This window comes from Deltaproteobacteria bacterium (genome assembly GCA_016208165.1).
In the GTDB taxonomy this organism is placed as follows: Bacteria; Desulfobacterota; Desulfarculia; order JACQYL01; family JACQYL01; genus JACQYL01.
The window spans coordinates 24,906-48,539 of record JACQYL010000007.1; the positions used below are offsets into that span (position 1 = coordinate 24,906).

The window sequence follows — 23,634 nt, forward strand, 5'->3', positions numbered from 1 at the left end:
TGCGCTTGATCTTTCTCCGGGTTCGGCCCGATCATCACGAAATAGAAGCCGTGTTTGATCGGCTCAGCCTCGTGGATACGAATGGACACCCTGCGATAGTTCCGTCAGAGCATCCTTTTCAGCTCGCTCAACGAATCGATATGTGCTTCCGCTTCGAGTTCCGGATTTCGGAAAGCGATGAGAGAAACGGACGCCTGCACCGAGGCTTGTTCGTCAATCACGCTGTCGCCGATGTATACCGCCTGACGGTTCGTCAGACGGAACGCTTCCAGGGCCTTGTTCAAAGCTTCAGGATCAGGTTTGGGGCGTGAAACATCCAGGGCGCTAACCACCACATCGAACAGCTCATTCAAACCATGGAGCTTCAGCAGTCCTGCCAAGGTCGTGCTCCGGTTGGAAACCACTGCGGTCTTGTAGCGTTCCCTAAGGTACCCGAGCACTTCTTTCAGGTCCGGCTCCATGGTCATATACTGTATGAAAGGGGCATAATCCACCGTCTTGAGGTATTTCATCGCGGCGGGCAACGACTCGGGATGGTGGCGCATAATGTATTTCACCGAATCCCACGCCGTCAGCATATGGACCGGACCTACGTCCTCGTCCGGCATGTCGGGAAACCCCAAGTGATTTAAAATACTGTTGTAATAATGCCGGTTGGCTTCACGCGAGTCGAACATTACCCCGTCGCAGTCGAACAGAATCGCTTGAACGTCATTCCACATGGTTGCTTTCCGTAGTTCTCTCGTGCCGCCGCCACCGGAATGTGGCAGGGCGTACCTGAAACGTTGATTCTTCTGTGAGTATCATCTTTAACGAATTTTGTGAGGGATGAATATAGGGCAAAACGGAGTCAAATACAAGGATGAAACTCGAAGATGACAAAACTAACTTATTGATATTTTTGTAGCTTTCCAGAAAAAAAAGTTTGCATAGGGACGAAATCTCTGATATAGGAGAGCCATTCAAACGCGGGATCATGGTGAGTGTAGCTCAGTTGGCAGAGCACCGGGTTGTGGCCCCGGTTGTCGTGGGTTCAAGTCCCATCACTCACCCCAAATAAATCAAGGACTTAGGCCGGTGGTCCAAGTCCTTTTTTGTTTACCACATGTAGCTACGCGGCTACGTGCTCATGAGCGGGCCTCAGGCATCGCCCCGGGCCGAATCACGGCGAAACCGGTTCGCTATCCTGCACCAGCGGCCGGAGCGCCCGTCTTTTCAGCGCCGTTACAGCAGCAGAAGTTCCTATGCGGGAAAAACGTTAATCAACTTCGATCCGATCTATCTGCGCTTCAGCTACTTTTCGGCTTTCGATCTGGATTTCATCCACCAATTCGCTGATCTGGCGAGAGGCGTCACTGGACCTTTTCGCGAGAACGCGGATTTCTTCCGAGACCACGGCAAACCCTGCCCCGAGTTCGCCCGCTCGCGCCGCCTCCACCGCGGCGTTGATCGCCAGCAGATTGGTCTGGCGAGCGATAAGCTCGATGCTCTTTACGATATCGTCTATTTTCTCTAGTTTCTTGGCAAGGTTCTTGGCGGTCTCGATCTGTTCATGAATGGCCTTGTCTTTCTTCACTTCATCCGTCACGTCGCGACCGATTTCAAGAAAACCGTCAATCTTGCCCTCTTCGTTTTTCAAGGCCGTGACCGTGCAATGCAGTGGAAACATTTCCCCGTTTTTCCGCAGCCGCCTCATGGTAAACAGGGCCTTGCCGGTTTTCATGACCTGTTTGGAGCGCTGTCGCTGAATGTCGGCCGCTTTGCCGCTATCGTCCTTTATGAAACTGAATGATACCGGGCGTCCCATCGCTTCGTCACGGGTCCAGCCAAACAGATTCTCTGCGCCGGTGTTCCAACTCCCAACCTTGCCTTGCATGGTAACCGTAATAAAAGAGTATAGTGAAGCACTGTCCAGGATTCTCTGAAAAAGCTGTTTTTCAGCTTCGTATTGTTTTTGTAGTTGTTCACTGTCCGCCTTGTCACGCACGTCGGGAAGCAGTTTCTGCTCCTCTCGTGCAGCCGATTTGTACTGGTCCAGAAGTCCCTGGACTGCCAGGAATCTCTCCGCCAATTGGTGCTGAAGGCTTCCCTCCCGAATGTCTTCAGGCTCGACGCTCGGGTCCGGCTCCGGACTCAACGCGAAGTCGGCGAGGCTTTCCCAACCCCGGACCTCTCTTCGAAAGAAGATATACACAGTGAACTCGCACAGCAGGAACGTTCCTGCAAGAACCGAAAGGGACCTCATGAGATCTTCCGGTGGAAAGAAATACCACATGCTCGCTGCCGAGATAATAAAGATAGCCGCGATGAGTCCCATCGTCATCCAGAGGTAACGGCGATTGTTCATTATCGATCTCCTCGATTCTTGCATCTTTACCAAGTAATACTCACATGAACATGAATTATAGCGAGCCGTCCGGAGACGACCTTCCGGCAAATTGAACATCGGTACTAGAAGGACCTCGGCCGCGAGCGTTCCAGCCGGCCTTCTCGTGCGTCATTCCGACCTCTCCGAAAGAACCATACAAGCATAGGAGTCTGCCGAAACAGCTCCGTAGCACCTATGAGACAACCTCGTAAAAGACATCGGATGAACTGCGCAATACTTTAGGCTTATAAGTGAGCAGCCCGCTGAAAAAGCCAGGCCGAGTCGGGGTTCAATTTGTTTCATGGCATCGAAGCGATTCAGTTTCCCCAACTTATATAATGTTTAAGAGCACTCTCCCACTCAGTCCCGTCTCAGCTCAACAACGAATTCCGATGCCCGTCCTTTTTCCCAACGGGCCGTTCTTCAACGGCTTACTACTCGAACTTCCTGAATAAGAAAGCACGACACCGCGAAAAGGGATTTATTTCCATTGGCGATAATGTGTCAAAACGGCATCACTTTCAAGCCCTGATTGGCTGCAGTTTGAGTTCGGGCAGTCGGAAATAGGTTTACAAACCCATCGAAGTTCAGGAAGTGACTGTTCCATGCCTTCGATTTGCCTAGGATCAAGGCCTACAGGCACGATTTTTTGGTGGAATTTGGGTGCGAAATCGATAGAATGGGAAAAGTATTTACGTTCATCGCGGATTTCCACGCCAGCGGGAGGTTGCTCAATGAAACGGGAACACAAGGAACGGCTCGGTCGAGCCGAACCACAAAAAAGAACCGGCTATGTAAAACCGAAACTCACTCCTCTGAAGAAGCTCAAAAATGTTACAGCGGGGTTGGGCTCCCCACAATCGTAATTTGAGGGTTACACGATCAGATTCACATTGCCTCCCACCACGATTGGGTTAAAAAAAGACGCGTTGCCGAACACGCTTGATAGGAGGAACTCCACCGCCGCACTCGAGTTGGTCGCGGGCGAGTCTTCGGAGGCCTCGATCAACGTTACGGGCAGCGGAATCGCCTGTCCGCCTTCCTGCGGGGGCTCCGATGGGAGGTTCACCAGGACCTGGGATACTGGGGATGCACTGGCAAACTGCGCGGTGACCTGCAGGTTTTCGAGTCGTTCCACAATACCCTGCAGGCGCCTCATCTTGTCCACCAGGGCGAAGGCCAAGGCATCATCAATGAGTTTTTCCTGTTCCTCATTTTCGCCCGAAAGAATGACGATATCCTGGGAAAGAAGCGTTTCCTGATGAGGTTGTACCTTTAAACGCGCGATGGGTACACTCTGACCCTCGTTCAGCAACCCGATAATGCGTGTTACGTCCATTGTAAATCGCCTCCACCACGCCCCTGCCGGACCTTTAACTCCGGAACCGTATGACCTTTGGCCTTTTCATTTGGCCAACCCAGCGATATTTCTCGTGTCCCTGTATATTTTAATCTAGTTCCTCACCCCGTTCCTGTCAATCAGCGGAAACATCCGGTATCCTGCGGAGTCGCGCCATACTCCCAGCCTCCCTGCGAACGATAAAAGTCGGTGCTTGACCGCCGGATGTCTCGGAGATAGGCTGCAAGGGTCTCTTGGTCCACGCCGAATGGACGTGGCTTATGCGAAGAAGGAGGCCTATAGAGGGGCCCGCCGGAGGAAAACGGACTTCGCACTCAACGGAGAGAGGAGATCTTGAGGATGACGAAAAGGACCATCATACTATTGATGCTTTTGTTTCTGCCGGCCTGTGTTTCAGACCAGCAGCAGACACGTTCACAGTCGCCTTCGTATCCTGACGCTCCGGCGGAGGAAGCGGTTCTAACCTATGCCGTCACTTCGGACTACGGAAAGGAAGTGACATGGTCGGCGAAGTACTCTGTTTATGCGGCTGAAGGCCCCAGCAAGCTGTATCGCTTTCCCAGAGGAGAGGGGCCGCCCGTCCGGCTCGAATTCGCCGACAACAAAGCGAGAATAAACGTCCTGGACCTGAATCCTATCCTCGAGCTGTTGGGATTGCCTGCCGTTCGAGAGAGCGTAATGGAAACACCGGATCAGGAAAGAACCAGCCATGCCCGATATGTATTCGACTGGGCTATACCCCGAGAAGGTCGGTTGACCGTTGAAGTGGTTCTTTGTGTTTGCATGGAGTCATCCATCACGGAATGCCCGAAAGGAACCACGAAAAGAATGGGCAGCAAGTATTATTACTGTGTGGGGAAGATAGAACACGTGAAAGGGAGCTAGCGTCGCATCTTCATAACGAAAACCGGGTTGACCGGGTAAGCCTGTCGCCAACTCGTCCTCAGGGGGCTCACTCAGGACGGTCTGCGGGCAATGAGCACACAGTCCACCTGACGCTGAAGATCATCGGACCATCGGGCGAAGTCGGCGTGGAACCTCGAGAGCTCCCCGCCGTCAGGTTCGTATTCATGCAGGACGTCGAAAAGGAGTAGGTCAAAACCGGCTTCGAGGAAAAACTCTTTCCATTGCCAGGGAGCTACGCGGTTCTGGTAGAATTTATTGGCGTTGATGCGGTCCCACTCAGCTTCCGAGCACGATCGGTATGATAAGGGAGTATATCCTTCTACCCGTCCGAAAGAACGGTGATCTCGGGTAATGACGTTATGATATGCAATTCCCCCTTTTCTGAGGATGCGAAACGACTCGGCCGCGGCGCGCCTGGGATTCCTGACATGCTCCAAGACGCCGAAGGACGTCACCATATCCACTTGCTCGGACTCCAAAGGTAGTTGAGAAAACCGGTGCGGATACAGAAAAGACATCCTGGCCGCATTCAAATACGTTCTTCCTCCCCTCTCCTGGAAGCAGGCCGACCAACGGCGTGTGCATCGATTCGCGTCGAGATCGTGCTCGCGCGCGAAACGCCCGAGGTCTTCCAGACACTTGGCGTACGCTGTCTTGTGCTCGCTGACATCGGGGAAAGATGCATTGAACAGGTATGCATCGATGGAAAATACGAATTCGCTCCACAGAGACAAAAGGCTCAACTCAAATCCGAAGAATCCCCCTGACCCTATGTGCGCGACCGTCTCCAGCCCCTTCATGAACCCTAGCTTCGAGTCATATCTCACAAGCTCCGTCAGTTTTCCAAGTACATCGTGGGGATATCTTCCCACTTTAAAGAAATCGATTCCTTCGATGAGGCCCATCTCTCTCAACTGATGCGCGATGGCGTCTCTTCCGGAAATCGAAGTGATAATGATCATCGAATAGGCGATTCGGGTCAAGGACCCGGGTTCGAAAATGGGAAACCCAAGCAGCCTTTTCCCCCACATGCAAGGGTCGTTATCGATCAAGCCGACGATTTCCTTTTCCAACCCACGTTTCCGAAAATAAGCAATCATTTCCTCGGAACCGTGGCCGGCGCCGAAGAGCAGCACTTTCTCACCTTCTTTTAACTCAGGTACTTCGTGTTTGTTGATCCATTGAGCGTCATCCATACTACCTATCTCCGAAAAGAAATTGTTCTTTTCATTCCGCGGGATCGCCCGACAGCTGTAAACATCCTCTCATAAGCCTCATAAGCCCTCGGAACTTCAAGGATCCGTGGCCGGAAAGCTGACAGCCATACGGCGCTCCCTGTATAATCCTACCATACACCCACCTTTCGGAGTACAGGAGTTCAGAATGAAGGCGCTTAGTTTTAAGGAACACGGCGGCCCAGAGGTATTGACATACACCGACGTTCCCGATCCCCAGCCCCCGGGTCCGGGTGAAGTCCTCGTTCAAGTGAAAGCGACGAGCCTCAACCATCTGGATATCTGGGTGCAGAAGGGTTGGCCCCACCTGGAACTGGCCATGCCGCATTGGGGAGGGGCTGATGTATCGGGCGTCATCGCGGACCTGGGTGAGGGGGTCCGGGATTGGGAAATCGGCCGTAGGGTCGTGGTGGATCCGGGCATCAGTACGCGTGAGGACGAATTCACACGTAGCGGAGAAGACAGTGTGAGTCCAGGCTATCGAGTATTGGGAGAAAACGTACGTGGCGCCCATGCCGAATATGTAACCATTCCCGCGAAGAACCTGGTGGCTATGCCGGCTCACCTCGATTTTCCGTCCGCTGCGGCACCTCTGTTGGTGACCCTCGCTGCCTGGCGTATGCTCATCACCAGGGCCCGACTCCGTGCAGGAGAGACCATACTGATCGTGGGAGCGGGTGGCGGCGTGAACAGCATGGCCATTCAAATCGCAAAACTGGCCGGCGCCAAGGTGTACGTGGTGGCCGGCGGAGCCCATAAAGCCGCATTGGCCGAGGAGTTGGGGGCCGATCTTATTCTGGATCGAAACAAGGTCGACTGGGGTCGCGAAATCTTCCGGATCACCGAACATCGCGGAGTGGACGTGGTGGTGGACAATGTGGGAGCGGCCACCCTCGAGACCAGCATTCATGCGGTGGTTCGGGGCGGCCGCATCGTGATCATCGGAAATACCAGAGGACCTCAAACCCAGATCGACATCCGATATATTTTTGGGAAGCAGATTTCCCTGGTGGGAAGCACGATGGGCTCTCATCAGGATTTCTTTAAGGTAACGGAACTCCTGTGGTCCGGAAAACTCCGGCCGGTAATCGATCGTGTGATGCCTCTGAGAGAAGGCGTCGAGGCTTGCACATTAATGGAACGAGGGAAATTATTTGGAAAAGTCGTGCTCGAGCCCTGAGCCGACCACGGTTTGCCGTCATGGGGGGGAAACGTTTGAACCCGTCCCTGGCGGGTCTTCCATATCTCCTTTTCGTACCCTCCCATGCCCGCGACCAGGTGCGGGATGCCCGATCCGGATGCCCGCTCCCGGTCTTTATGCCTTGGGCCGCCGGATCATTCCTCGTTTTGAACCATGCCGCTCGCCCGGTTCAAGACTTCCCGTGCGATGATCAGTTTCTGGATGTCCTGGGTGCCTTCTCCCAGGGAAGAAGCCCAGGCATCCATTGGAAACTTGTGGATGGGATGCTCGAACACAACGGAGGCCGCTCCGAAGAGATCCGCAGCCCAGGAGCTTACTTCCCGGGCTATCTGAACCGCCAGGTATTTGGCCATCGAAGAATGGATTCGGATCGGCCGGCCGGCGTCTTTGGTCCGACAAGCGTTCCAGACCATGAGACGGGCCGCTTCCAGACGCGAGTACAGGTCGGCCATCTCGAAGGTCTTTGCCTGAAACTCGCTGATCGGCTTTCCGAACAGCTTGCGTTTCCGCATATGTTCCAGCCCCAGTTCGAAAGCGCCAACCGCCGTTCCCGTGGTGAGGGCGCTGATGGGCAATCGGCTTTGGGTGAAAACCGACAACACCTGCTGCAGCCCTTTCCCCTGCGTTCCCATCAGGTTTTCTTCCGGAACAACCACATCGTTGAGCTGAACACGAGTCAGATCGGAAGGGATCCAGACGCGCTTGTTCAGCTTCTTTCGGATAACTCCTTCTGACGTCAGATCCACCAGGTACATGGAGATGCGCCGACTTCTTTCGGCCGTGGGATCCGATACCGCCGTCAATATCGTAAGATCGCTTATCGAACCGTTCGTGACGTAAGCTTTGCCGCCGAAAAGCCGCCATCCCTGCCCTGCCCGTCTTTCCGCACGGGTCCTTATGGAAGCCACGTCACTCCCCGCGTCCAGTTCGGTGTTTCCGAGGCACAGAAGCGTCTCGCCGCGCGCTGCCTTCTCCCAATAGCGCTGTTTGTGGTCTTCCGATCCGAACATCCACAAGGCCTGCATTCCCAGAGACGTTTGAGCGAGCATCGCCACTGCGACGCCGGGTGCAGTCCTGGCGAGAGTCTCGATAAGCACAGCCAGTTCCAACGTGGGTTTCTGAATCCATCGCCCCGTCAACCGATCAAAACCCAGCCAGCCTTCCCTACCCAATGTTTCGAAAAACGTCCTCGGGATGGCCCCGTCCTGGTACCACCCCGGCAGGTTCGAAATCAGGTGCGTGTCAAGGAACGAGTTGAAACGTGTGTTTCGTTCGATCACTTCTTCGGGGATCGGAAACAGGATGGATTGGTTCGACATACAGCCTCCCTTGTCGATTTCTGCACCAATTGGTATGCCAGTGGAAACACCGGCATGCGCATTTCGCCGGACCGCTTCGAGACCCCGTTCCCAGACTTAGCACGTTCTCCGGATGGGACAGGGTGTTCGAGAGAACCCGGAACCGCAGATACGGAGGATCCTAATCGATCTTCAAACGATCTTACAAAACATTTTGCATTCTGGAAACACTTTCGCTCCGTGACTACCATCATTGTGCCCTATTCTCGCAAGGAGATCGCAGCCCCGGAAGAATCCTTGTCGGCCGATCCCTTCCACCTCTGTCCCGTAGCTCAACACAGGAGGTCCGTTCAAAGGAGAAGCACTTTCGGCGTGCCGCAAGTGGAAAAGGTATTCCTGCGCGGCTTTGGATTTGTCTTTATGCACAATAACAGATATACTAACGATCAAATTCTTCCGTATGCTATCTCCGAAAAACGTTTAGTAAGGAAATACAGATGGGTTCCCCCGGTCATGAGCAGTCGGTGATTTGCTGAAGATCGGGTGGAGAATGTCTCGATCCTTGACAACGTTCTCTGCATCCTTATCCTGAATACTGAAATACACGGCTCTTTTCACCTATCCCTATACGGGACGCTTCTATCCGTTCAGGTTTCTATAGAAAGAAGGACTACGACGATTTTCAAGGCCGCGCTTCGGCCAACCCCGAGAAAGGAGTAAGTATATGCCAAGGAAAGAGATCAAGTTGCCCTACAAGCTGGAACGTCTTTCCATATTGGATGAAAAGGGCAAACTGGATAAATCCCTCGAACCCGATATTCCTGACGAATTGCTGTTGAAACTCCACAGGGCCATGTTGGCTGCCAGGCGCTTCGATGAACGGTTGCTGAACCTTCAACGCCAGGGGCGCATCGGCACGTTCGCTCCCATAACCGGCCAGGAAGGGGCTCAACTGGGCGCCGTGGCGAATTTGAGGCCCGACGATTGGATGGTGCCGTGCTTTCGTGAAACAGCGGCGGAGATTTGGCGCGGCAAAACCATGGACAACGCGATCATATACTTTGGAGGCTTCGACGAAGGCGCGCGGCCGGAAGACGAACGCAACGACCTGCCCATAGCCGTTCCCGTGGGTTCTCAAACGCTGCACGCGGTGGGTCTGGCTTGCGCCATGAAATATCGACGGAAAGACACGGTAGTGATGACGTTTTTTGGAGATGGCGCTACATCCGAAGGCGATTTTCACGAGGCCATGAACTTTGCGGGCGTATTTCAGGCTCCGGTGATCTTTGTATGCCAGAACAACCAGTGGGCCATTTCCGTTCCCCGTTCCAAACAAACCCGTTCGGAAACCTTGGCGCAGAAAGCATTCGCTTACGGAATGCCTGGAATACAGGTGGATGGAAACGACGTGCTGGCGGTGTACGCCGCCGTGAAAGAGGCCGTGGAACGCGCTCGAGCCGGGGAAGGTCCTAGCTTCGTCGAATGCGACACGTACCGGATGATGATGCACACCACGGCGGATGATCCGAAACGGTACCGTTCCGAAGAGGAAGTCGATGAATGGAGAGGGCGGGACCCCATCACGCGATTCCAGAAATACCTCAAAGCAAAAAAACTGCTGAAAGATACCGACATTGAAAAACTGGAACAAGAAATCAAGGGCGAAATTCAGAGCGCGGTGGATCGTGCTGAAGCCCTCATGAAGAAATTGGGAGATCCTCTAGATATGTTTTCACACACATACGCCGAGATCCCGCCCCATTTGGCCGAACAGAAAGAAGAGCTGTCACAGGTACTGACTTCGGACAAGCAGGAGGCGAACCATGGCTAAAATGACAATGGTCCAGGCCATCAATCTTGCTTTGCACCAGGAAATGGAAAAGGACGATCGGGTAATTGTGCTGGGTGAAGATGTTGGTAAGGACGGAGGCGTCTTCAGACTGACTGAAGGCCTGGTCCAGAAGTTTGGGGAAGAACGGGTCATGGATACGCCTTTGGCGGAATCCGGTATTGTGGGAGTATCTATCGGCATGGCCTTGTACGGGCTGCGGCCCGTGTGTGAAATTCAGTTTTCAGGTTTTTCCTACCAAAACCTCCACCAGATCGAAAACCATGCTTCCCGCCTCAGAAGACGCTCGCAAGGTCGCCTCACCGTGCCCATGGTGCTGCGAGCCCCCTACGGAGGTGGGATTCGGGCGCTGGAACACCACTCGGAAAGCCGTGAAGCATTCTGGGCTCACATTCCAGGACTTAAGATGGTCATCCCTTCGGGCCCCAGGAATGCACGCGCACTGCTTATCAGCGCCATAAGGGATCCTGATCCCGTGATCTTCTACGAGCCCAAAGCCGTGTATCGAGCCTTTCGAGAAGAAGTCCCCGAGGAAGAAGAAACCATGCCTCTGGGAAAGTCCCAGACAGTGCAGGAAGGCAAGGACATCACCCTGATTTCGTATGGAGCCATGATGCGTCCCACCCTCGAGGCGGCGCAGGAACTCAAAGAGAAAGACCAGGTCGAGGCTGAGGTGATCGATTTGTTGACCATTATGCCGCTGGACGACGAGCTGTTCACCGCTTCAGTGAAGAAGACAGGCAGGGCGCTTATCGTGCACGAAGCTCCGAAAAGCTTCGGTCCGGGCGCCGAGATCGCCTCACGCATCATGGAGAAGTCCTTTTTCCATCTGGAAGCGCCCATCGCACGAGTTGCAGGGTATGACATAGTAATTCCTTTGTTCGCGCGTGAAGACGCATACCTCCCGAACGTTCAGAGGATTGTTCGGGCCGCCCGACAAGTCCTAAGCTCATAGCAAGAGAGGGGAAGACGATGGTTCGAGATTTCAAGCTCCCGGATTTGGGTGAAGGAATCCACGAAGGCGACATACTTTCCGTGCTTGTTAAAGTCGGAGACAAAATAGAGGAAGGCCAGCCGATTCTGGAGATAGAAACGGACAAAGCTACGGTGGAAATACCGTCTCCGTACACTGGGACGGTTGAGAACATCGCCGTCAATCCCGGTGATGTAGTTCAGGTAGGCGGCGTGCTGATGAGTTTTTCCGTTGAAGGTGAAGGCGCCGCTCCGCGTGAGGAGGCCGAAAAGCCTGCAGCGGTTAAAGAGGAAGCTGAACGGAAACCTCCCAAAAAGGAAGAGGAAAAGAAGGCTGAGGCCGCTCCAGGGAAGGAAGGTCCTGTTCCCGCTTCCCCGTCCACCAGACGTTTGGCTCGGGAACTCGGTGTCGATCTTCATCAGGTTTCACCCTCGGGACCCGGAGGGCGAGTCACCGCGGAGGACGTGAAAGCCTTTGCCGAGAAGCCCGAAACGGCGGCTCGCGCCGGTGAGGAGGCTCCAACGCCGACCTCGCCGCCTTCGGAAAAAGCGGCGCCCCCGCGTCCCGCTGATTGGAATAAGTGGGGGCCCATCGAACGCATACAGCTGCGCTCGGTCCGGCGCGCAACCGCAAGACAGATGGCGTTGGCCTGGTCGAAGATACCTCACGTAGGCAGCCAGGAGATTGTGGACATCACTAAACTCGAAGCGTTCCGAAAGAGGCACAAAGTCGAAATCGAAGCTCAGGGGGGGCGGTTGACCCTGACCGTTTTGGCATTGAAGGCCACGGTTGCGGCTCTGAAGAAGTTTCCCCGTTTCAACGCGAGTCTGGACGAGGAAACCCAGGAAATCGTGCTGAAAAAGTACTATCATATCGGGGTGGCGGTGGACACGAAGGACGGCCTGCTGGTGCCCGTGGTGCGGGACGTGGATCGGAAGAGCATCGCCGAACTCTCCATCGAGCTGCATGAAATTGGCCAACGTACACGGGATCGGAAAGTTAGCTTGGAAGAACTCCAAGGCGGATCCTTCACCATCACCAACATCGGACCGCTGGGAGGAACGGCGTTTGCCCCCATCATCAACTACCCGGAGGTAGCCATTTTGGGTCTGGCCAGAGCCCGATGGCAGCCCGAGATCATTGGTGATGTGGAAAGCGGGCAGTATACGGTGGAACCTCGCCTGATGTTGCCCGTCATGATGTCTTTCGATCATCGGGTGCTGGATGGCGCTGATGCGGAACGATTTCTGCTCGAAGTCGTCGGAGCTCTCGAAGATCCGGATCGATTTCTGATGGTCATCTAGAGCCGCGGGTGGTTTTTGCATCTATCCCGTAAATTATAGTGTCAACCCGGGCCCTCGGAAATATCCTGTTCGTTCGATGGGACCCTCGGGAGGGAATACCATATGGTTATGGGCGAATTCACACAAGAGACGGAGTTGCTGGTGGTCGGAGGTGGGCCGGGGGGCTACGCCGCCGCTTTCAGAGCAGCCGATCTGGGGTTGGAAGTCACTTTGGTGGAGCAGGACCCCAAACCCGGAGGCGTGTGTCTGCACAGGGGATGCATCCCATCCAAATCGCTGTTGCACCTGTCCGAGATCATGGACGATGCCGGGCATGCCGCCTCCATGGGTGTGACCTTCAGCAGACCGAGCATCGACCTGGAACGAATACGGGAATGGAAAAACTCGGTCAACGACCGGTTGGCCGACGGTCTGCTCGACTTGTGTGAGAAACGGGGCGTTCAATACTTACAGGGACGAGCCGTTTTCGAGAGTCCAGATCACTGCCGTCTCTCCGAATCCCAAATCAGTCATATTAAATTCAAACACGCCATCCTATGCACCGGATCCAGACCGAGTTCGCTGCCGCACCTCGAATTCGGAAAAGAGGGCCGGGTGATGGACTCCACACTTGCTTTGGACTTGAGAGATATCCCCGAGTCGCTCTTGGTCGTGGGCGCAGGTTACGTAGCCCTGGAAATGGGATCCGTTTATGCGGCTCTTGGATCCAAAGTCACCCTCATCGTGCATCGCGAGCGTATGGTGCGCGCCGCGGACCCCGATCTTACAGCTCCCCTGAAACGTAGGCTGGGCGAGATCTTCCACTCCATCCATTTCAATACAAAGGTGACATCGGTAAGAGAAGAAAAAGATCATGTGGAAGTCACCATGGAGGGCGAGATCGAACCTTCGAAACAGCGATTCGAGCGGATACTGGTGGCTGTGGGACGCGATCCGAACTCGAATGATTTAGGGCTCGAAAATACGCAAGTGAGGATCAACAAGCGAGGGTATGTGCAAGTGGATGAACAGCAACGAACCTCGGACCCGAGGATCTTTGCCGTTGGCGACGTGGTGGGAGGCTACATGCTCGCCCACAAAGCGATGCATGAAGGCAAGGTGGCCGCGGAAGTGATTGCCGGGCGACCATCGGCCTTCGATGCTCGAGCCATTCCAGCCATCGTATACACCAACCCTCAAATCGCCTGGTGCGGATTGACCGAGGAACAGGCCCGAGCGGAAGGCCGGCCGATCAAGGTGACTCGATTCCCGTGGAAGTTCTCCGGTCGCGCCCTGAGTATGGACGCTCCCCTAGGACTTACCAAAATGATCTTCGATCCCGACACGCAACGAATCCTGGGCGTGGGCGCGGTAGGTAGACAAGCGGAAGGCCTGATCGCCGAAGCCGTTCTTGCCGTGGAAATGGGTGCTCTCGCGGAAGACGTGGCCTTGAGCGTTCACGCGCATCCAACCCTTTCGGAAACGGAAGGCGAAGTGGCCGACATCTTTCTAGGCCGCGCCACTCATGTTTTACCCAAGAAAACCCAGGAAATGTCTTCAGGAGACTAACTCCGGGCGAACTAGGCGGCTTATTGATTCAAATTACGAGAACCGAGGGTGACCGAGACTGTGGCGCAAGAAGAACAGGCAGCGACTCCGGTTGAACAAGATCCGGCAAAAACAACTCCTCCGCCGGGGAAAAAGAAACGATTTCTCGTCCAGCCCATGATGGTGCACGTGATGGTCGGGCTTGTTCCCTGCCTTGCCGGCGCTGTCTACCTGTTCGGGCTTAGGGCCTTGGTGCTGGCATTATTCGTGTCGGCTTTGGGAATCGTTACTGAGGGGTGCTTCACTTTACGCCAGGGCAAACCCATTACTTCCGCCGTTCTGGTGACCAGCCTGATTTTTGTGTTGAGTCTGCCTCCGAACATACCGTTCTGGATGGCGGCCGTTGGAATCGTGTTTGCCGTGGTTTTCGGCAAAATGGTTTTCGGCGGTTTTGGGTTCAACGCATTCAACCCTGCCATGGTGGGACGGTGTTTCATCTACATAGCTTTTCCCATGGCGATGACCAATCAGTGGTTCGATCCATTTCCGGGTACTCCGGGGGGCTTCGCTGAATGGTCTCCGGCAGTCGATGCAGTGACGGGCGCCACTCCGCTGCAAGTACTACGTGAGGGCGGTTCCATTCCACTGGAGCGTTTGTTGGCGGGAACTTACACCGCGAATCCGTTGTACTGGATCTGCGCCGGCTCTTTCCTGTTTGGCGCTTTTTTCGTGGCCACGGAACCGATTACTGCTCCCAAGAACAAAAGCGTCCAGTGGGTGTATGGATTCATCATCGGCTCGCTGATCATGGTATTTCGCCAATATTCCAGCTTCTCCGAGGGGGTGATGTTTTCAGTGCTGTTCATGAACATATTCGCTGCGGTGATGGACGTGGGTGCAAGAGAGTGGAAGGGTCGGGACAACAAAGCGTCATGAAGAAAATACGAAGCTTTTCAATCTACTATATGTTTCTTCTGACCCTGTTTTTCACGGCTGTGGTGAGCCTGATTCATGGACTGAATGAGGAACGCATAACGGTTAACGAGAAAATCAAACTCCAGAGAATCATTCTCCAGGTTCTCGATATCTCCTTACCGGCAGAGGCGGACGATAGACAGGCACTCGAGATATTCAATAAACGCGTGGCATCGAAGGAGGTGGATGGGAACGCTATCTACATCGCTACCTCCGAAGACGGCCATGGTATTGAGGGATACGCCATCGACTTGCACGGTCCCGGATTCTGGGGTCCGGTCTACGGAATGATGGGTATCGGTCCGAAGTTGGACCGGGTGCTCGGTATCGCCTTCTACAAGCATACGGAGACACCAGGCTTGGGCGGACGCATCACGGAATCCTGGTTCATGGACCAGTTCAAAGGGAAGAAGATCGGAGACATGCAAGGGGAAACGGCGCCGTATTTCCGGCTGAAACCACCGGGGACGGCCAAGGTCCCCCATGAAGTGGACGCCATTGCCGGCGCCACCGGCACCAGCAGGGCCGTCGAGCGGCTCATTAACGAGGGCCTGCATCGATATCTTCCCTTACTGGCGCAACTGCCTCCGGAACCAAAATGAGGTCTGTACGTAGAGGAGGTTTCATCCAATGGCCAAATTGACGGGTCAAGCCATCATCATCAAGGGCCTCTGGACGGACAATCCGGTATTTCGCCAGATTCTGGGCATCTGTTCCGCACTGGCCGTAACCAACCTGATGCTGAACACCCTGATCATGGGCTTGAGCCTTATTTTCGTAACGGCGCTTTCGAACGTCACGGTTTCCGTATTGCGCAACGTCACTCCCACGCGCATTCGAATGATGGTCCAGACGCTGATCATCGCCTCCTACGTTATCATAGTGGATATTCTGTTGAAGGCCTATCTACCGGACATCAGTGAGGCATTGGGCGCGTACGTGGGTCTCATCATCACCAACTGTATTATCATGGGCCGGTGTGAAGCTTTTGCGCGCCATAACCCGGTGTGGCCCTCCTTTGTAGACGGTATTGCCAGCGGCGTTGGATACGCCCTGGTTTTGCTCGCGGTGGCGTTTTTTCGAGAGGCGGCGGGCTTCGGCAGTATTTTCGGGGTGCCGCTTATCCCGTCCGAATGGACCAGATGGACCATCATGGTCATGCCGCCGGGTGCATTCTTTATGCTTGGTATCATAATTTGGGTGGTCCGGTCCATCGGAGGCAAAGAGTTGCAGAAAGACGAAACCACCAGTTGACGGAGTCATCATGGAAGTAGGTTTGACCGCTTTCGTCATTTTTTTCGCGGCCATCTTCACAAACAATATTCTATTGACCAATTTTCTGGGCATGTGCTCGTTTCTGGCCATTTCCAGGGAGGTAAAATCCTCGCTGGGATTGGGCCTGGCCGTGATTTTTGTGATGACCTGGACCTCGGCCCTCAATTATCTGGTGTATTATTATCTACTTGTGCCCTCCAATTTGACGCAATTCAGGTACATCGCGTTCATCATCGTCATCGCGGCATTTGTCCAACTGGTGGAAATGATCATCGAGCGCTATTCTCCCGTATTGTATATAGTTCTGGGAGTATTCCTGCCTTTGATCACGGTGAATTGCGCTATTCTGGGGGTCTGCCTCTTCATGATCATAAGGGAGTACAGCTTCCTCTCTTCCATAGCCTATGGCGCCGGGGGCGGGATCGGTTGGACCCTGGCCATCGTGGCCATGGGCGGAATTCGACAGAAGCTGGCCCACGCCACGATTCCAAAACCGCTCGAAGGTCCGGGCATTACGCTTATCATCGCCGGCTTGATGGCCCTAGCGTTCATGGGATTCAGCGGCATGATCCAAATCCAGTGAGGTAGTTGATGCTCCAGATCGCCCTCGGACTTCTCGCCTTGAGCGCCTTCGCTGGATTCCTCGCCTTGTGCCTCGAAGCTGCGGATGCGTATTTCGCCGACTACGGGGAATGCCGGGTGAACATCAATCGGGGAGAAAAAGAGTTGGTCGCTGAAGGCGGCGGTAACTTGCTGTCGGTTCTGACCGACCAGCGTATTTTCATACCGTCGGCCTGCGGTGGACGGGGCAGCTGCGGACTGTGTAAAATAAAGGTCTTAGAAGGGGCCGGGCCTCTTCTTCCAACGGAAACACCTTATCTCGATCCGGAAGAAATCGCGAATAACGTCCGGTTGTCGTGTCAGGTCAAGCTTCGAAACGACGTCAAGATCGAGATTCCCCCGGAGCTGTTTTTAATAAAGGAATACAAGGTCCGGGTGGCCGGGATTCGGGACCTGACGCCCGATACCAAGGAATTCCGCTTCCAACTGCTCGATCCGGGCGCCATCTCCTTCAAGGCCGGCCAGTACCTTCAGGTGAACATACCCGAATACGAAGGATGCGATGAACCGGTATACAGAGCCTATTCCATTGCCTCACCGGAAAGTAAACCGGAAGAAGTGACGCTGGTTGTCACAAAAGTGCCTGAGGGGATTGCCACCACGTACCTCCACGATTTGCTGGAGGAAGGCAGCGAAATCACGCTCAATGGTCCATACGGGGATTTCTATTTGGGAGAGTCGGATCGAGACGTTTTTATGATCGCCACGGGTTCCGGACTGGCCCCGATCATGTCTCTGCTCTACAAAATAGCGGACGAAGGAATTCAAAGGAAGACCACTGTGATTTTCGGCGATCGGACCCGAAATGACCTTTTTTATATCGAGGAACTGGAAGAGCTGGGTCAACGTATCCCGTCCCTCGAAATTATAACAACGCTTTCCAGACCTGTGGAAGAAGACCGATGGAACGGCAGAAAAGGTCGGGTGACGGATGTGTTGAAGGATAGATTAGAGAGCGGGGAGAACACTGAAGTTTACGTATGCGGTAACCCTGCCATGGTGGAAGCCGTTGAGAAACTTGCTCTGGAATCGGGCGTCCCCCGTGACAGAATATTCTATGACAAGTACGCCTAACGGTTCCCGGTCAGGAGGGGATCATGACACGGTATCCCATAATACAGAGCCCGATGCTGGATGACATCGAACATAGGCTGCGACCCTGTCCCACCTATTGCCACGGTTTTCTGGGCGAAGACGACCGCAAACTGGTCCAGATTCTGACGGAAGACCAAGGGACGGTTCACGCACTGGGACTTACTCACATAGGGATCGCGGAACGGTTGAGATCTCTCACCGAAGCCGCCCGCGGCGGCTGGGGCGACCCCGAGCTTGTGGACGATAAATTCTTTGTGGAAGTGCATGAAATACGAGGAAAGCTACCGTGTCCGTGGCCTCACCCGGGCCTTTACCAAAAGGGATTCGCTCGGTTGGAAAACATCAAGACAGGTGAAAAACTGGTCTGGACCGAACTCTCCATACATCTCATCGGCGAACACGGATTCTATGAGGGAAAGGGAAGCCCCTACCGGCTGGACCCGAAAGATTTGAAGCGCATACTGGAACTGTAACTCTCGATAGTGCTGGGAAAAGAAACCATATATGCGAAAAAACGGGACAAGGGGCCGTTCCCGACACGGTTCCAGGGGTCCCGTCTTGGCGGATATCCTAATGAGACCTTCTGTCGATCATGCGCGTGCGGCGTGGCGGGTCCTTCAGACCGTCATATCGCCTTCTCCGTTGATCCATTCCCAGGTCCTGAGCCGGGACGTGGGCGCACAGATCTTTCTCAAGCTGGAAAGCCTTCAGGAAACAGGGTCCTTTAAGGTTCGTGGAGCCTATTATCGCTTGGCCTGCTTAAACGAGCACGAGCGAAGAGTGGGGGTGGTCGCGGCCTCGGCGGGCAATCATGCCCAGGGGGTAGCCTGGGCCGCGTCTAAGCTGGGCATCGACGCGACCATCGTCATGCCGGAGGACGTATCCCTGCGCAAGCTGATGGCCGTTAAGGAATATGGGCCTGAAATCGTTCTTCACGGCACTTTTTACGATGATGCTTTCGCTCGAGCGACCAAGATCTCCGAGGAAACCGGCAAAATTCTGGTCTCCGCGTTTAACGACCCTTATGTCATTGCGGGTCAGGGAACCATTGGGCTTGAATTGGAACACGAGTTGGAAGATGACACCGTTGTTGTCGTGCCCGTTGGCGGAGGCGGACTCATTTCCGGCATCTCCCTTGCCGCAAAAGCGCTCAACCCGAACATCCGCATCGTTGGTGTTCAAGCGGAAAACTGCCCTTCAGCCATACGCTCCCTCGAGGAAAGCCGACCCACGTTCACGGAAGCTTCGCCTACTCTGGCTGACGGCATCGCGGTGAAGAAGCCAGGCGAACTCACGTTTCCCATTATCCGGGAACTGGTGGATGAGATGGTTTCGGTCGGTGAGGAAGCGATAGCCGGAGCCATTCTCACTTTGATCGATCGCGCGAGCCTGGTGGCTGAGGGAGCCGGCGCCGTGCCTCTGGCCGCTCTGATGGAGAACAAACTCCATACTCGGGCAAGGCGCTATATCCTCATTTTGAGCGGTGGGAATATCGAAACGAACACCATCGACCGGATTTTGCAGCGGGGCGCCATCCGGATGGGACGCCTTATTCGCATTGAGGTAAATCTGCCGGACGTACCGGGTGCTCTCTGGAATCTCCTCGGAATCGTGGCCGACGAAAAGGCCAATATCCTTCACATCGTCCATGATCGACTGGCGCTTCAAAATCCTATTCAGGTGTCCCGCGTCGAATTGAACCTCGAGACGCGCGGCCCCGAGCACGCCCAGGAGGTCGTTGATCGAATGCTGCGGAGCGGTTACCGGGTGCAACGAATATTGTAAGCGAATCGTCGAGATCAGACTTCAAAGAACGCCTGTAACCTGGTTTTGACCTGTTCTTCCGAGTAAGAACGGGAATCCGCCATGTCGGCTTCGATGACTACCGTCTTAATGCCGCAACGCTCCTCCAATATTCGTTGGAGATCGTATTGGCCGACCGAGTACGGTTTGCAGCTTCGATCCGAGTGGATCACCAGCCCGTCGACCTGGTATTCCCGAATCATCCGCTCCATCAAATTCAGCCTGTGACCCAACCCCCGATTCAGAATCACAAGTCCGTACGTCTTTGCCATCGAGTCGAAGACGGGTTCCTCAAAGTTGATCAAGGGCGTGGTTTCAACCCAGGCGTTGGTGTAAGTCGCACACACGAAATTGTACCCTTGCTCGGCGAAGAGCGCAGAGAAGTCCTTGAGTTTGAACCAGATCGCAATATTGTCCCACATGAGGCGGCGCTCTTCCCTCGCTATGCCCCCAATCCCAAGATCCACCCGCTCCATTAATTCGGCTAACAAGGTCCGGTAATAACGCAACGTCACCGGCAATCCACGCAAAGAAACAATGGGCGCCATATGCACGAACGCGTCGAATATGGTCATGGGTGCAGGTCGCGCTTTCATCGTCTCGAGAATGCGACCCCACGTGAGCGATGCTTCCTTGGAAAGCCGGAGTACTTCTTTAAACCGCTCCATGTCGAAACTCTTCCGTGCTACACGTTCCAAATCCGGAATCATATCGCGAAGCTGGTCGGCCATGTACCTGACGTCAACGTCACTGATCTCATCACCCGTGATAAAAGGGGTGTCAAACAGGATCAGGGGAATTCTCCAGACATAGGCCAACTGTTTGTACCAGTACTGCACGGTCTGGCAAATGTTGTTCGAACAGAACAGCACGTCCGGTTTGGGCAACTTCCCGGCAGGGGTCAGGCCGGAAAACACGTGCCCCAGATCGGTCCTAGCATACGAGCACAAATCGCGGGAGAATCCCTTTTCTTCGGCCAGACCGCACATCTCGGGAGCCATCCTCGTTGCGCCGCAGAGGGCCCCATGATTTTCAGGATACAACGTGTAGAAATCCAACGCGCGGAGCATTTCCACCGGAGCCCCGCTCGTCACCCACGCAATGGGTCGGGCTCCCTTGGCGCTCCGCGCAAGGAAATAGTGACGCATCATGATCTGTTTGAGCCGTCCGGAGCAGCGAAGCGGCGGGCCTAGAAACGGATTGGGCTTGCTCGCCTTCTGACGTTTGCGGCGCAAGGACATGGCAATAGGAGCAGCGACGTCCTTTACGAATCGGTATTTTAACGACGGGAAAAGAGTCATGGATCCAATCAACTTTCTTTGACCGGCGGAAGCGCTATTGGGAGGAGTTTTTTCGTCACCGTATCTAGGGCTAGGCCAGGAGCTCACTGAATGCTTCCAGGCGAGTCACTAGCTGCCCGAAAGTACTCTGGTGGAGTTCGGTCTCAACGGAAAGACCCTCGATGCCCCTGTCTTTCAGTTCTTTCATCAGGAACGGTACATCGAAAAGCTCGGTCTCGCAGAACTTGGTGATCCAAAAGATGACGGCCTTCGCCCCTGTCACTTCTACAAGCTCGACCTGATGGGCCAAACGATCCTCGACGCTGGAGCCTTTGGTGCTGCAAGGGGGCATGGAGAAGTAGGATTTTGCCAGGCTTTCGAAAGGATCTTCCAGAGAAGTGTCCAGGAAAGGACTCCATCGACGGCCAATGGACAAGAAGTCATCAGCGGCTATGTGAAGACCTATTCCATCCAAAATCTCAAGTAGTCCTTCAGGGTTCGGTAGTACTCCGGATACCACCACTTTCTTCAAGCCTTTGGCGCTGTCGGAAGCTTGTAGCTTCAGCACTTCCAATTCGCGAAGGTAGTCCTCGGGAAGCAGGAATTCTCCCAGACGAAGCACGCGGTAATACTCGACATTGGAAACCGGCAGCCGACTTTTAGCCCGAAGCTCCCGTAACTCCAGTTGAGCTTTCCTCACCCGGTTGCTCGACACGAGGGCCGAATGTAGATTGTCCCGGTCCAAAGGACCGTAGAACCGCCCCAGTTCAAGGACCAGTTTCCGGAGCTGTTCCATATAATAGGTATTGGAATGGGGCCCGTAGGGGGCTTTAGGATGATAGAAGAAGTGACACGGAACCTCCGGTCTCACGAAATCATGTATCATGGAACCTAGGTTCTGTATGGAATCGCAGGTATGCGGAAACAGAAACCCGCTCACGAAATCGCATTTGCCCTGCAGAACCAGCTCGAGCCCCAGCCGCGCGACGGAGCAGGTGTAGGGTTGAAGATGTTGGCCGGCCTCCGTAGTGCGGAGCTTCGGGTCCCAGATTTCCGCCGGAACGAGGCCGAAGGCCCACAGGATTTCTTTAGGATATTGAGCCGGGAAAACGCCGATCACGGGACGCCCGTGTTGCTTCTGTGAAAGCAGGTACGCTGTTCGATCCATAATGAACTCATCTTTATCAGATTTACCGCTTTAACACAAAGCGCTTCCTTTTGAGGGAGATCGCCGGCGACAGAGAACCGGCAACTCCGGAAGAAAGAAAACGCGGATTTGCCCCCATTGGTCCTAAGGAGCATTCCTCCCCTTTTCTTTCTTTTTGGCCCGTGTTATGATACGCAGACACCTATTCAAGCGAGCGCGATCAACGGAGTACTTCATGTGCAACATCCCTGCAACGCCCGTGCAACGTCGACGCCTTAAGCCGTTTTACCCGGCCCATGTCGTGCTTCTGCTCTTCATCCTGTCGTTGGCGTATTTCTCGAATGCCCACGCCACGCGCCTCTATCTGACTCCCGACGGATATCTGGAGGAAATCCCAAAGGCGCGCAGCGTGGTCAAAATGCCTTTACGCCTCAATAGTCCCAGGGAATGGCGAAAGATCTTGACCGGCGGCATGGGCTCCGGCTCTTTTGGCTTCAATATTTACGCACAGAATTTTTCCCGAGCCGATGCAGCCGCGTCCGTTGAGATTGTATTGGAAGCGGGCGGAGAAGAAGTGACATTGGCTTCGTGGCCGAAAGGGCTCGGTGTCTCTCGTGGAACGGATCTGTTCACAGGATCCCAAGGAGGGTCCGGAGTTCAAGCTAAGGCCGGCGATGTAATTGTTCTGCGCGTGACCGCTCAGAAAACAGGGACTTACCACGGGTACGGCTCACTCTACATGGGCGGGCAGTTTTCTTCCTCGATTGACGTACCTGATTTAACCGCCCTGAACGAGCCGGACATCGCCATGCTCGATACCCAGTTCTCTTCCGTCTATGACGATCTCGCGGAGATCCGGCGTCAGCAGGAAGTGGTCCAAGCCCAGCTCAGCCTTATTTCAGAGTCCTTGGCCAACATAGAAGGACTTCTGGCGGCGTACCTGCCGCCTTCTGCGTCAATCTCCGAGGAGGAACCAGCCCCTGCGATACCTAAGACGCCCGAACGGACTAAAATATATTCGATGCGTTTCGAGCCTCAGGTTCTCACCCTGCCCCTGGAATCCGGCCTTGCGCTGGTATGCACCGTGGAACTTGATTCTCCCGAAGAAGTGGCGGCGACCGATAGGAATTCGTTGGAGCTGGCTTTTTCCCACTCTTCGATTAAACCGAATCCGGAATATTGCTTGGACCAGACCCCGGAACCGGCGTCTTCTTCCATGCTGAAGGTGTGCTTCTCCGCTGAAGAGGTGGCCGCTTCTTTTGATGGCGGGGAACCGGAAACATTGATATTTACGGCGTGGTTAAAGGGCTCTCGAATGGACCAATCGCCTTTGGTCGCCAGAGGGATTCTTCGTGTTGTTCGTAAGGCGCAGGATTCCGCACCAGAGTGAAACAGACGGTTGGGCCGGTTGGTTTAT

At 54.5% G+C, this 23,634-nt stretch carries 21 protein-coding genes and 1 tRNA gene; 15 read left to right on the forward strand and 7 right to left on the reverse strand.

Going from position 1 to position 23,634, the window contains the following annotated elements:
• Positions 1-104 precede the first annotated feature (104 nt).
• Entirely contained in the window at positions 105-722 is a 618-nt protein-coding gene (locus HY788_01460; GenBank protein MBI4772843.1) for an HAD-IA family hydrolase, read from the reverse strand.
• Between the two features lie 257 nt (positions 723-979).
• Here HY788_01460 and HY788_01465 point away from each other — a divergent pair.
• Positions 980-1,055, forward strand: a tRNA-His gene (locus HY788_01465).
• Positions 1,056-1,258: 203 nt separating this feature from the next.
• On the opposite strand, the gene HY788_01470 is transcribed toward HY788_01465, so the two are convergent.
• Positions 1,259-2,446: a PAS domain-containing methyl-accepting chemotaxis protein gene (locus HY788_01470; GenBank protein MBI4772844.1), complete on the reverse strand. Its 1,188-nt coding sequence runs from the start codon at positions 2,444-2,446 to the stop codon at positions 1,259-1,261.
• A 796-nt stretch (positions 2,447-3,242) separates the two neighbouring features.
• On the reverse strand, positions 3,243-3,707 hold the full coding sequence (locus tag HY788_01475) for a hypothetical protein (GenBank protein ID MBI4772845.1): 465 nt from the start codon (positions 3,705-3,707) through the stop codon (positions 3,243-3,245).
• 360 nt (positions 3,708-4,067) lie between these two features.
• Here HY788_01475 and HY788_01480 point away from each other — a divergent pair, with 360 nt between their 5' ends.
• Positions 4,068-4,613: a hypothetical protein gene (locus HY788_01480; GenBank protein MBI4772846.1), complete on the forward strand. Its 546-nt coding sequence runs from the start codon at positions 4,068-4,070 to the stop codon at positions 4,611-4,613.
• A gap of 71 nt (positions 4,614-4,684) precedes the next feature.
• Here the strand turns inward: HY788_01480 and HY788_01485 are convergent, their stop codons facing one another.
• Positions 4,685-5,830: a methyltransferase domain-containing protein gene (locus tag HY788_01485; GenBank protein ID MBI4772847.1), complete on the reverse strand. Its 1,146-nt coding sequence runs from the start codon at positions 5,828-5,830 to the stop codon at positions 4,685-4,687.
• A 187-nt stretch (positions 5,831-6,017) separates the two neighbouring features.
• Here HY788_01485 and HY788_01490 point away from each other — a divergent pair, with 187 nt between their 5' ends.
• Positions 6,018-7,049, forward strand: coding sequence for a zinc-binding dehydrogenase (locus HY788_01490; GenBank protein MBI4772848.1), 1,032 nt, complete (start codon positions 6,018-6,020; stop codon positions 7,047-7,049).
• 155 nt (positions 7,050-7,204) lie between these two features.
• On the opposite strand, the gene HY788_01495 is transcribed toward HY788_01490, so the two are convergent.
• The gene (locus tag HY788_01495; GenBank protein ID MBI4772849.1) at positions 7,205-8,389 is read right to left on the reverse strand and encodes an acyl-CoA dehydrogenase family protein; all 1,185 of its coding nucleotides are present in this window, start codon (positions 8,387-8,389) and stop codon (positions 7,205-7,207) included.
• A gap of 703 nt (positions 8,390-9,092) precedes the next feature.
• Here HY788_01495 and pdhA point away from each other — a divergent pair.
• From pdhA to HY788_01550, 11 genes are all read left to right on the forward strand, one after another.
• Positions 9,093-10,199 carry a pyruvate dehydrogenase (acetyl-transferring) E1 component subunit alpha gene (gene pdhA, locus HY788_01500; protein MBI4772850.1) on the forward strand — a complete coding sequence of 369 codons (1,107 nt, stop codon included), beginning with the start codon at positions 9,093-9,095 and terminating at the stop codon, positions 10,197-10,199.
• 7 nt (positions 10,200-10,206) lie between these two features.
• Positions 10,207-11,172 (forward strand): alpha-ketoacid dehydrogenase subunit beta, encoded by a 966-nt coding sequence (locus tag HY788_01505; protein ID MBI4772851.1) that lies wholly within the window; start codon positions 10,207-10,209, stop codon positions 11,170-11,172.
• A gap of 17 nt (positions 11,173-11,189) precedes the next feature.
• Complete coding sequence (locus HY788_01510; protein MBI4772852.1) at positions 11,190-12,494, forward strand: 2-oxo acid dehydrogenase subunit E2; 1,305 nt, start codon at positions 11,190-11,192, stop codon at positions 12,492-12,494.
• 102 nt (positions 12,495-12,596) lie between these two features.
• A complete protein-coding gene (gene lpdA / locus HY788_01515; GenBank protein MBI4772853.1) occupies positions 12,597-14,042 on the forward strand; it encodes a dihydrolipoyl dehydrogenase in 1,446 nt (481 codons plus the stop codon).
• A 156-nt stretch (positions 14,043-14,198) separates the two neighbouring features.
• On the forward strand, positions 14,199-14,957 hold the full coding sequence (locus HY788_01520) for an RnfABCDGE type electron transport complex subunit D (GenBank protein MBI4772854.1): 759 nt from the start codon (positions 14,199-14,201) through the stop codon (positions 14,955-14,957).
• A complete protein-coding gene (locus HY788_01525; GenBank protein ID MBI4772855.1) occupies positions 14,954-15,598 on the forward strand; it encodes an FMN-binding protein in 645 nt (214 codons plus the stop codon). The genes HY788_01520 and HY788_01525 overlap by 4 nt, the downstream gene beginning before the upstream one ends.
• 28 nt (positions 15,599-15,626) lie before the next feature.
• Entirely contained in the window at positions 15,627-16,250 is a 624-nt protein-coding gene (locus tag HY788_01530) for an NADH:ubiquinone reductase (Na(+)-transporting) subunit D (protein ID MBI4772856.1), read from the forward strand.
• Positions 16,251-16,260: 10 nt separating this feature from the next.
• Positions 16,261-16,854: an NADH:ubiquinone reductase (Na(+)-transporting) subunit E gene (locus tag HY788_01535; GenBank protein MBI4772857.1), complete on the forward strand. Its 594-nt coding sequence runs from the start codon at positions 16,261-16,263 to the stop codon at positions 16,852-16,854.
• A gap of 8 nt (positions 16,855-16,862) precedes the next feature.
• Positions 16,863-17,966 carry a 2Fe-2S iron-sulfur cluster binding domain-containing protein gene (locus HY788_01540; GenBank protein MBI4772858.1) on the forward strand — a complete coding sequence of 368 codons (1,104 nt, stop codon included), beginning with the start codon at positions 16,863-16,865 and terminating at the stop codon, positions 17,964-17,966.
• 23 nt (positions 17,967-17,989) lie between these two features.
• On the forward strand, positions 17,990-18,460 hold the full coding sequence (locus HY788_01545; GenBank protein MBI4772859.1) for a hypothetical protein: 471 nt from the start codon (positions 17,990-17,992) through the stop codon (positions 18,458-18,460).
• A 100-nt stretch (positions 18,461-18,560) separates the two neighbouring features.
• A complete protein-coding gene (locus tag HY788_01550) occupies positions 18,561-19,772 on the forward strand; it encodes a threonine ammonia-lyase (GenBank protein ID MBI4772860.1) in 1,212 nt (403 codons plus the stop codon).
• Positions 19,773-19,786: 14 nt separating this feature from the next.
• Here HY788_01550 and HY788_01555 read toward each other — a convergent pair whose 3' ends face one another.
• Both HY788_01555 and HY788_01560 read right to left on the reverse strand, forming a co-directional pair.
• Positions 19,787-21,091: a 2-hydroxyacyl-CoA dehydratase gene (locus tag HY788_01555; protein MBI4772861.1), complete on the reverse strand. Its 1,305-nt coding sequence runs from the start codon at positions 21,089-21,091 to the stop codon at positions 19,787-19,789.
• 70 nt (positions 21,092-21,161) lie between these two features.
• Positions 21,162-22,238, reverse strand: coding sequence for a 2-hydroxyacyl-CoA dehydratase (locus tag HY788_01560; protein MBI4772862.1), 1,077 nt, complete (start codon positions 22,236-22,238; stop codon positions 21,162-21,164).
• Between the two features lie 214 nt (positions 22,239-22,452).
• Here HY788_01560 and HY788_01565 point away from each other — a divergent pair, with 214 nt between their 5' ends.
• Positions 22,453-23,607 carry a hypothetical protein gene (locus tag HY788_01565; GenBank protein ID MBI4772863.1) on the forward strand — a complete coding sequence of 385 codons (1,155 nt, stop codon included), beginning with the start codon at positions 22,453-22,455 and terminating at the stop codon, positions 23,605-23,607.
• Positions 23,608-23,634: the final 27 nt, after the last annotated feature.